This window comes from Polaromonas sp. UBA4122 (genome assembly GCA_002381615.1).
GTDB lineage: Bacteria > Pseudomonadota > Gammaproteobacteria > Burkholderiales > Burkholderiaceae_C > Polaromonas.
This window is the reverse complement of sequence record DFWY01000156.1, coordinates 1-8,897: the sequence shown is the minus strand read 5'-3', so window position 1 is coordinate 8,897 and position 8,897 is coordinate 1. Positions and strand designations below refer to the sequence as shown.

At 60.4% G+C, this 8,897-nt stretch carries 8 protein-coding genes and 2 pseudogenes; 6 read left to right on the top strand and 4 right to left on the bottom strand.

What is annotated here, in order from left to right; translation table 11 throughout:
- A pseudogene (locus B3F77_RS18465) lies at positions 1-282 on the top strand (FAD-dependent hydroxylase); the annotation flags it as partial.
- Between the two features lie 267 nt (positions 283-549).
- Here B3F77_RS18465 and B3F77_RS18460 read toward each other — a convergent pair.
- The gene (locus B3F77_RS18460; protein ID WP_293606365.1) at positions 550-1,491 is read right to left on the bottom strand and encodes a delta(1)-pyrroline-2-carboxylate reductase family protein; all 942 of its coding nucleotides are present in this window, start codon (positions 1,489-1,491) and stop codon (positions 550-552) included.
- 141 nt (positions 1,492-1,632) lie between these two features.
- On the opposite strand from B3F77_RS18460, the gene B3F77_RS18455 reads away from it, so the two are divergent.
- From B3F77_RS18455 to B3F77_RS18440, 4 genes and pseudogenes are all read left to right on the top strand, one after another.
- The gene (locus B3F77_RS18455; RefSeq protein WP_293606364.1) at positions 1,633-2,004 is read left to right on the top strand and encodes a hypothetical protein; all 372 of its coding nucleotides are present in this window, start codon (positions 1,633-1,635) and stop codon (positions 2,002-2,004) included.
- Positions 2,005-2,184: 180 nt separating this feature from the next.
- Positions 2,185-2,514 (top strand): annotated as a pseudogene (locus B3F77_RS18450) (neutral zinc metallopeptidase); the annotation flags it as partial.
- 162 nt (positions 2,515-2,676) lie between these two features.
- The gene (locus tag B3F77_RS18445) at positions 2,677-4,146 is read left to right on the top strand and encodes a DEAD/DEAH box helicase (RefSeq protein WP_293606363.1); all 1,470 of its coding nucleotides are present in this window, start codon (positions 2,677-2,679) and stop codon (positions 4,144-4,146) included.
- Between the two features lie 107 nt (positions 4,147-4,253).
- A complete protein-coding gene (locus tag B3F77_RS18440) occupies positions 4,254-5,249 on the top strand; it encodes a YihY/virulence factor BrkB family protein (RefSeq protein WP_293606362.1) in 996 nt (331 codons plus the stop codon).
- A 101-nt stretch (positions 5,250-5,350) separates the two neighbouring features.
- Here the strand turns inward: B3F77_RS18440 and B3F77_RS18435 are convergent, their stop codons facing one another.
- Complete coding sequence (locus B3F77_RS18435; RefSeq protein WP_293606361.1) at positions 5,351-6,211, bottom strand: symmetrical bis(5'-nucleosyl)-tetraphosphatase; 861 nt, start codon at positions 6,209-6,211, stop codon at positions 5,351-5,353.
- Between the two features lie 24 nt (positions 6,212-6,235).
- On the opposite strand from B3F77_RS18435, the gene B3F77_RS18430 reads away from it, so the two are divergent.
- The gene (locus B3F77_RS18430) at positions 6,236-7,567 is read left to right on the top strand and encodes a hemolysin family protein (protein WP_293606360.1); all 1,332 of its coding nucleotides are present in this window, start codon (positions 6,236-6,238) and stop codon (positions 7,565-7,567) included.
- Positions 7,568-7,600: 33 nt separating this feature from the next.
- Here B3F77_RS18430 and B3F77_RS18425 read toward each other — a convergent pair whose 3' ends face one another.
- Together B3F77_RS18425 and B3F77_RS18420 are read right to left on the bottom strand one after the other, a co-directional pair.
- Entirely contained in the window at positions 7,601-7,915 is a 315-nt protein-coding gene (locus tag B3F77_RS18425; RefSeq protein WP_293606359.1) for a hypothetical protein, read from the bottom strand.
- A 174-nt stretch (positions 7,916-8,089) separates the two neighbouring features.
- Positions 8,090-8,897: c-type cytochrome (locus tag B3F77_RS18420; RefSeq protein WP_293606358.1), on the bottom strand; the 808-nt coding region annotated here is incomplete at its 5' end.

Below are 8,897 nucleotides of genomic sequence, written 5' to 3'. Positions count from 1 at the left end.
GGCTTCAACTTCGGCCTACTGAGCATCGACTCCCTGGCCCGCAGCGTGCTGGCAGCCCATGCCGCCGGGCGAGATATCGCCTCGGCCGAAGGGCTCTCCCGCTACGAGCAGACCCATCGCCGGGCTACTCGGCCGCTATACCTGGCGACACAGCTCATCACCCGGCTCTACACGCACGACACGCTGCCCGCCCGCGCGCTGCGCGATGTGGCGCTGCGCATCGGCGAGCATTTCACGCCCTTCAAGCGCGCAGTGGCGGCCACCCTTACGGGCGGACGCTGACCTGTTTAGCTATCAAATAGATAGCTGCTTATGCCCGTCCTGAAAGGGCTATAGATCGATTTTTCTTAAATTCCAGGCAGGGCAAGACTCCCGCAGCGCCAGAAAGCGCCATACCCCGGCCATGGTGCGCTGGGGACTTTATGGATGGCCGGTCGAAAGTGGACTTTGAGCAGGCCAGGGTAATCGCCCCCGCACCGGGGCAACTCCCTGGCCGCATGCACACTCCATAGTGCGCTTCCAGCGCTTGGCATCACCCATGGTTCTGCGTCAACCAGCAGGTTGAGCCAACACCGTCCTTGCGGCCGCCAAATCCCACCCCGCCCAGCCGCAGCTCTTGAACAGCACCGGCCCCGTCACCGGGAAGACCTCAGCGCGGATCACGTCGGCCAGGCTGGCAAAGCGGGCAACATCGAGCCCGGCCTGCAGCAAATCTCCAGCCTCGTGTTCGGCATCCACCGTGTCCACGACCACGGTACCTTGCTCTGCGAAGTAACAGCACAGCTCCGGGCTCAACTCCACCATCTGCGGCGTGAATGCGCCGACAGCGGCGATAAAGGCATCGCTGCGAGGCAGAGCGCTGAGCACCACGCCGCTGGCCGGCGTGCAGATGACGGCCAGCGGGCAGTCGGCCAGTGCCGCATTGGCGTCCGTCACCACGCGCGCCTTCAGGCCCAGCGATTGCGCGTGCTGTGCGAGCCCTTGCGCACTGGACGCGCTGCGCGAGGCGATCACGACTTCCTTGATAGGTAAACCTTCGGCAAAGGCTTCCAGATGGGCTTTGCCCTGCACACCTGCGCCCACGATCAGCAGCGGCCCTTGCATGCAGGGTGCCAGCCGCTGCGCCGCCAGCAAGGATACCGCAGCGGTGCGCCGCGCCGTAACTGTGGGGCCATCCAGCACGAGCTTGCGTTGGCCGGTGATCACGTCAAACACCACCACGTCGCCCTGAATGGTGGCCAGACCGCTGCCCGCATTAGCCGGGGTGAAGGTAATGAGCTTGGTTATGGCGGTGCGGGCGTCAAGCGCGGGCATGACAAACAGGCTGGCGCCGCCGGGCAGGGGCTGCACCAGGCGCGGGGGAACCTGAACCGAAGTGTCTTCGAGCAGCCGGGCGAGTTCCTTCACCAGCAGTGGGTAGGGCAGGCGGGCCGCCGTCTGGGCGGGGTCAAGCAGCGTGGATGAAAGGGGCGTCAGGCTGGCAGCGGTCATGCTGCGATGGTAAGCCTGCAGACATGAAAACGAAGCTTTTGTGGACGCGTTTTTATCCTACATATTGACAGGCCAAGCACCGAGTGGTTTTTGGAAATGCCGCCTTAGCATGAGGGCAGATAGACAAAGAGGAAGTAAGCGATGTTTTCTGATCATTTGCAAAAAATTGACGAAGTGCCCTACAAAACCTTGCTTGGCGTGGCGGCTGGCCTGGTGATCCTGTGCCAGCTGATTGCCATGGTCCTGGTAGTGGATGGGCAGGTCGAAAAAGCGCAAGTGCGCGACCTCCGGTACGCCTCTGAGCGAATGGCCATCGCCCGTTGCAGCGAGGGCAGCATGGGCGCTGCGCGGCAAAGCTGTATCCAGCAGGCAAGAGCAGCTGTTTACCCTTCCCAAGAGACGTACAGCAGGCAGAGCACCAAGCTTGTCGCTAACGCTTCAGAAATCGAAAGCGCCGCCATGCCGATCCATCAGGTGCAGAGCTTCATGCCCGCACCTTTTGCTACTCGTTAATGATGATGGGCGCTGTGTGGCGCGCAACATCAAATTCAGGGTGAACCGGTTAACCTATTCGTACCGAATCAATCGGTAAGCAATTTCAGTACTGTTTTTTAATCAGCACGCCGGTTTTTCGGTCGAACTTCACGGTGCGCACTGTCCGTTCTGGCCGGGAAACTCATCGAACACTGCACGCACCAGGTCGGTCACCATGTGCAAAACCTGCTGGGCATCAGCAGCAAGATGGACCAGATGCGCGGCCGGGTCAGCAAGGTCGAATACAACGCCCTGAGTGTGTGGATGGAATTGCAGGCCGACTGTTTTGCCGGCGTCTGGGCGCACAACGCACAGAACACGCGCCAGATCCTGGAGTAAGACGATGTCGAAGAAGCCATGAACGCAGCCGCCAACATTGGGGACGACGCCCTGCCGCGCATCAGCGCCCAGCGTCAGCGCTGGTTCGACACCGGCCTGAAAACCGGTGCCATCAAGGCCTGCGACACCTTCAGTGCCAGAAATTTATAACAAATCATGGTCTAGCCCATATAAGACGGGCATAAGCAGCTATAAAATTGAGAGTAAATAGACGTTTTTGAACAGCCACCCCACCGGCATGGCGCGCTAATAGTGGCCTCAGTGACCGGCAAAAACGGCTATTTCACCCAAAGTGCGACAATAGCAGGCTAAATGACATCCTCCTTTTCGAAATTATCGCTGGCAGAACCGCTGGCTCGCGCCGTAGCCGAAATGGGCTACGAATCCATGACCCCCATTCAGGAACAGGCCATTCCGGTCGTTCTGCAGGGCAGAGACGTGATGGGCGCGGCGCAAACCGGTACCGGTAAAACTGCTGCTTTCGCGCTGCCTCTGTTGCAGCGCATGATGAAGCACGAGAACGCGTCAACCTCGCCGGCGCGCCACCCGGTGCGTGCGCTGGTGCTGCTGCCTACCCGCGAACTGGCTGTCCAGGTGGCCGAGCAGGTCAAGCTCTACGCCCAGTACACCAACCTGCACAGTGCCGTGGTGTTTGGCGGCATGGACATGAAGCCGCAAACGCTGGAACTCAAAAAAGGCGTTGAGGTGCTGGTGGCAACGCCGGGGCGCCTGCTGGACCACATCGAAGCGAAGAATACCGTGCTGAATCAGGTCGAGTATGTGGTGCTCGACGAAGCCGACCGCATGCTCGACATCGGTTTTTTGCCCGACCTGCAGCGCATCCTGAGCTACCTGCCCAAGCAGCGCATCACGCTGCTGTTTTCAGCGACCTTTTCACCCGAGATCAAGCGCCTGGCGTCCAGCTACCTGCAAGACCCGGTGACGATTGAAGTGGCGCGTTCCAACGCCGCAGCGTCTACGGTGGAGCAGCATTTCTACAGCGTGAGCGCCGACGACAAGCGCCGCGCCTTGCACCAGATACTCAAGCAGCGTGAGTTGAAGCAGGCCTTTGTCTTCGTCAACAGCAAACTCGGCTGCGCCCGCCTGGCCCGCTCGCTCGAACGCGAAGGCCTTAAAACCACCGCGCTGCACGGCGACAAGAGCCAGGACGAACGCTTGAAGGCGCTTGAGGCTTTCAAGAGTGGCGAAGTCGATCTGCTGGTATGCACAGACGTGGCCGCCCGCGGCCTGGACATCAAGGACGTGCCGGCGGTGTTCAACTTTGACGTGCCCTTCAACGCCGAAGACTATGTGCACCGCATTGGCCGCACGGGCCGGGCCGGGGCATCCGGGCTGGCTGTGAGCTTTGTCGCCAGCAGCGATACCCGTCTGGTGACCGACATTGAAAAGCTGTTAGGCAGCAAAATCGAGCTGGAGCCCCTCGAGTTTGAAGAAGACCGTCCCCGCATCAGCGAGCAGGGCCGTATCAACGATGGTCGCCGCATGTACCGCGAAGGCGAAGGCCCTAGCGAGGGCAGTGGCGGCGTTGCACGTGCGCCCCGCGAGCGGACCGGACGCCCTGAGCGCCGCGAGTACACGCCGCATCGCCAGCCGGCTGCGTCCCGTGATCCGTTTTTTGACCAGCCCTACGAGCCCAGCACCCCTGCGCAAACGCAGCCAGCCTGGGAAGCTGCAGCCAAGGCCAGCCCTGCGGGCAGTGGTGTGTCTGCCAATATCAAGCCCAAGAAAAAAGTTGCTGCGTTGTTCAAAACCAGCAACTAGAACCAGGTTTTTTCTCTCTCCTGCGCGAGCCGTCGGTCCGCACCTACGGGTATTCGGGGGGCTGTCTGGTGCCGGGTCGCCCGCAGTTTTCATAAGCTGCTCGAATGATGGAAAAACTCGACCGGCGTATCCAGGCCTTGCCGGCCTTTGCGCTTTCCACGCTCCAGCAAATTTACCGCACCTTGTGGCGCGCTGTGGACCAGTGGATAGACGCAGATGGCCTGCGCATGAGCGCGGCGATGTCCTTCTACGGCATTCTCAGCCTGGCCCCCTTGCTGGTATTGCTGGTGGCGGTGCTGGGCTGGTGGCTGGACCGCAGCTATATAGAAGCCAGCCTGGTCGAGCAGATCCGCAGTGTGATTGGAGCGCAAGGCGCGCGGGTGGTTCAGCAGGCGCTTTCCAGCGCACAGAAACCTTCGGAGGGTATCACCGCCTCCCTGTTTGCGTTTGGGCTGCTGCTCTCCGGGGCTACCGGGGTGTTTGCCGAGTTGCAGGACGCGTTTGAGCGCCTGTGGCGGCAGGGCAGTGGAGAGGTGCCCCAGCAGAAGTGGTGGCACAGCGCCTCGGTGCGCTTGCGCGGTGTCGCCTACATCCTGGCGTTCGGGTTTCTGCTGCTGGTGTCGCTGGCGGTTTCAACTTTTTTAAGCCTTGTGTCAGGCTGGGCCGGCACTTACTTGCCTTTCGAAAAAATCGCCTGGGTCATCAATGAAGTGGTGTCCTTCGGTTTTAGCGTCGCACTGTTTGTGGCCCTCATGAAAATGAGCGCAGGCCCCAAACCCGCCTTGCGCTATCTGGTGATGGGTTCAGCAGCGGGTGCCATCCTTTTTGAAGTCGGCAAGTACCTGATGGCCATTTACCTGTCCACCGCAGCGGTGGTGTCAGCCTACGGTGCGGCGGGTTCGCTGGTGGTGATACTGATGTGGATTTACTTTACCTCCGCCGTGCTGTTGCTGTCGGCAAGCGTGGCCCGTGCCTGGTCTGATGAGGCCGCCGCCCGTGCAGCCCGGACTGCTCTGAACACCGGTCCGCCAACGCTGGCTGCGTCGTCCCAAGTGTCCCAGGGTTCTGGTTCCCCGGTGCCACGGCGCAGCGCTGCAAGCTAGTTGGGCAAATTACACAAGGCGGTTGCAGTGGCCCTCGGGCACGCAACCTCACACCGGTCTGCCGCTGCGCCATGCGTTGGGCGGACACATTCCCCGGTTTTTCAGTCAGCCTGTTTTGCGGGCTTTTGCGCCTGATTGCATTTCACAGAAATCAGCTCAAAGTCTCCTGCTGCGGCCCCCAGCCTGGCGGCAGTCAGGCAACCGCCCCAGACGCATCCGGTGTCCAGCGGCAAGGTGTTGTGTCGCAAGCCGATGCCCGGCCTCGCGTCTGTCACCAGGGTGGACCAATGCCCGAAAGCCATGAGTGTGCCCTCGGTGCCGCGTCCTGGAACTTCAAACCACGGCATGTAACCGTGAGGCGCGCCGCTGGCGCCTTCGCTGCTGGTGAACTCCATAACTCCTTCCTGCGTGCAAAACCGCAGACGCGTGAGTGCATTCACAATCACTCTCAGCCGGTCGGCTCCTTCAAGCCTGTCATGCCACCGAGTGGGCGTGTTGCCATACATTGCGCTCAAAAAACCTTTCAGGTCAGGCCCCCGTAGCACCTGCTCCACCTCTGCGGCCAGCGCCATGGTTTGCGCCGTGCTCCACTGTGGTAGCACGCCCGCATGCACCATCAGCCAGCCGTGGCGATGGATGGCCATGGAGCGATGTCGCAGCCAGTCAAGCAGTGCTTGGCTGTCCGGGGCTTGCAATACGGCTTGCAGGGTATCCTTGCGGCCCGGTTTGCGCACGCCTTGCCACAGCGCCAGCAGGTGCAGGTCATGGTTGCCGAGCAGGCACTGCGCGGCGTCGCCCAGTGCCGCCAGGCTGCGCAGCACCCCCAGCGAGTCCGGTCCACGGTTGACCAGGTCTCCCATCAGATACAAGGTGTCGCGGCTCGGGGAAAATTCAATTTTCTCCAGCAGGCGCTGAAATGGCAATTGGCAACCCTGCAGGTCGCCGATACAGTAAAGTGACATGGTGTTTATTCTGCCTGTGGATGTATGGATTTCTTCCTGATTGCTTTTTTAACGCTGCTTAATGCGGTGTTTGCCTTGTCTGAGATGGCCCTGGCTTCCAGCCGAAAAGCCCGGTTGGCAGCCATGGCCGAATCGGGGGATAAAGGCGCGCAAGCGGCCTTGGGCCTGCTGGACAACCCCACGCAGTTTTTGTCGTCGGTGCAAGTGGGTATTACCTCCATTGGCATGCTGAACGGTATTATTGGCGAGGCGGCTTTTAGCAGCAGCCTGTCAGTCTGGATACAAAGCTTTGGCGCGCCGCATCGTGCCGCTGACATTTCCGCTACAGCGGTCGTGGTGGCGGTGATTACCTTTGTCACCATTGTGTTTGGTGAGCTGGTACCCAAGCGAATCGGGCAACTCTACCCTGAGACAGTCGCGCGGCTGGTCTCACGGCCCATGATGTGGGTGGCCAGTGGTACCAAGCCTTTTGTCAAACTGCTTTCCATCAGCACTCATGCAGTGCTCCACCTGCTGCGCGTGGATGTCACTGCCGGACGGGCTGTGACCGAAGAGGAGATTGCCGCCAGTCTCGAAGAAGGGGTCGACGCCGGCCTCATTGAAGAGCATGAGCACCGGATGGTGCAAAACGTGTTTTTGCTCGACGACCGCTTGTTGACCTCGCTGATGCTGCCGCGCTCCGACATCGAATGGCTCGATGCATCCGATACGGTCGCCCAGGCCATTGACAAGGTAAGCGCTACCGGCCACTCGTGGTATCCGGTGTGCCGGGGCAGCCTGGACGATGTGGTGGGTGTGGTCAATGTGGCCAAGCTGCTCGCCTTGCGCGGCCAGATTCAAACGGCACCTCCGGGCCTGGACGCGGGGGCAACGCCTTCGGTGGCTGAGGGTATCGGCGTGTATGCCGTTCCGGCCGTGTTTGTGCCCGAAACGCTCACCGGCATGGAACTGCTCGAACAGCTTCGCGCCCAGTCCACCCGCATTGTGTTTGTGGTCGACGAATACGGCGTGGTGCAAGGGCTGATGACGCCCCTGGACATGCTGGAGGCCATCACCGGAGAGCTGCAGCCCAGCGCGCAGGTAGACGCCTGGGCGACCAAGCGCGAGGACGGCAGCTGGCTGATTGACGGCGTCATGCCGGTGTCTGAGCTCAAAGCCCGGCTCGACATCCGGGAGCTGCCAGAAGAAGACAGGGGGCGCTACAACACGGTGGCTGGCCTGCTTCAAAGCGTGTCGGGTCGTCTGTTGAAGACGGGCGAACAGGTCGAGTGTGCGGGCTGGTGCTTTGAGGTTCTTGATCTGGACGGTAAGCGCATCGACAAGGTACTCGCCAGTCCCAGCGTCGAATCTGCCTAGGAGTCTGGGCGGCAGAAGGATTGTGATGAAAAATTAAGCAATTTCAGGGGTGCTTGACCCCTTACCTATCTCGGAAAAACGGCTGCTGCGCGATTCTGAGAGGTCGAAAATTTCATGCTTTTTTTCAATTCCTTCTGCCGCCCAGACTCCTAGTGGTAATGCACGCTGCGGTTCCTGCTTTTGAGCGCTTGGAAATTTCTGGTCAGGGTCAGGGACGTGCTGGAGCGGCGGCAGGGCGATCACCTGACCTACGTTTTCACCTAAGATGGAAATCCGGTTGTTCAGGTCAATACGAAGGCATGGCGCAACGCATTGCAACGGTCTGGAATCGAGGATTTCCACTGGCATGACTGTTGGTGCCGGTTCGGATTTGACCAGGATGCCGACAAATCATTGACCACCCTTAGAGTCAAGAAAATCAAGGCTAATCGCGGACCGCAGGCCGATGGCGCCTGGTCAGTCAATCATCGGCACCTTGGTCAAATCCGCACTGGCAGCAACAGACTAGAGCCGTACCATTTCTCAGTAACGCGCATCCGCCGGCTTTTTATCCTTGGGCCAATCCTTCCCTTTGTCGGGGTAATCCGGGCGTGGCTGGTGCGTAAAATACTCCCCGACATCAACCGCCTCCTGATCCGAAAGCCCCCCTTGTCCCAGCGGGAAGTTCTCATGGAACCCGACCGGCATATTGCGCTTGACAAAGGCCGCCGCGGTATAGGTACGCGCCATGCCGGCGCCGATGTTGAATGAATCATCGCCCCAAAGCGGCGGGTAGATGACGCGGCCATCGGCCTGCTTCAAGCCTTCGCCGTCCTTGCCGTGGCACACCGCGCATTGCGTCGAGTACACCTGCTTGCCATTTTCCACGTTGGGCTTGATCGCCATATCCACCTTGCCGACGCCGCGCCCGGCGACCTTGTCCTGCGGCTTGGTTTCCTGTTTCATCCAGTCGAAATAGGCCACCATGGCTTTCATGTCCGTCGAATCCGTCGGCAGCGGTTTGCCGTTCATGGAGCGTCTGAAGCAGCCGTTGATGCGGTCTTCGAGCGTAATGACCCGGCCGGCGCGCGGGGCATAACCAGGGAAGAAGGCAGATACGCCGACAAATGGCGAACCATCAGCCACCGTGCCGGCGTTGAGATGACAGCTCGTGCAATTCAAGGAGTTTCCGACGTTCTGCGGCAACAGCGCCTTGGTCTCAAGATGCAGGCGCATGCCGCGGACAAGCTGCCCGGCGTTGGGGCTGGCGAGCATGTCCGCCAGCCGTGGTGTTTCAAATTTGGAGGAATCCGTGGTCTTGGGATCAAGTTCTGCACGCATTTTTTTTACC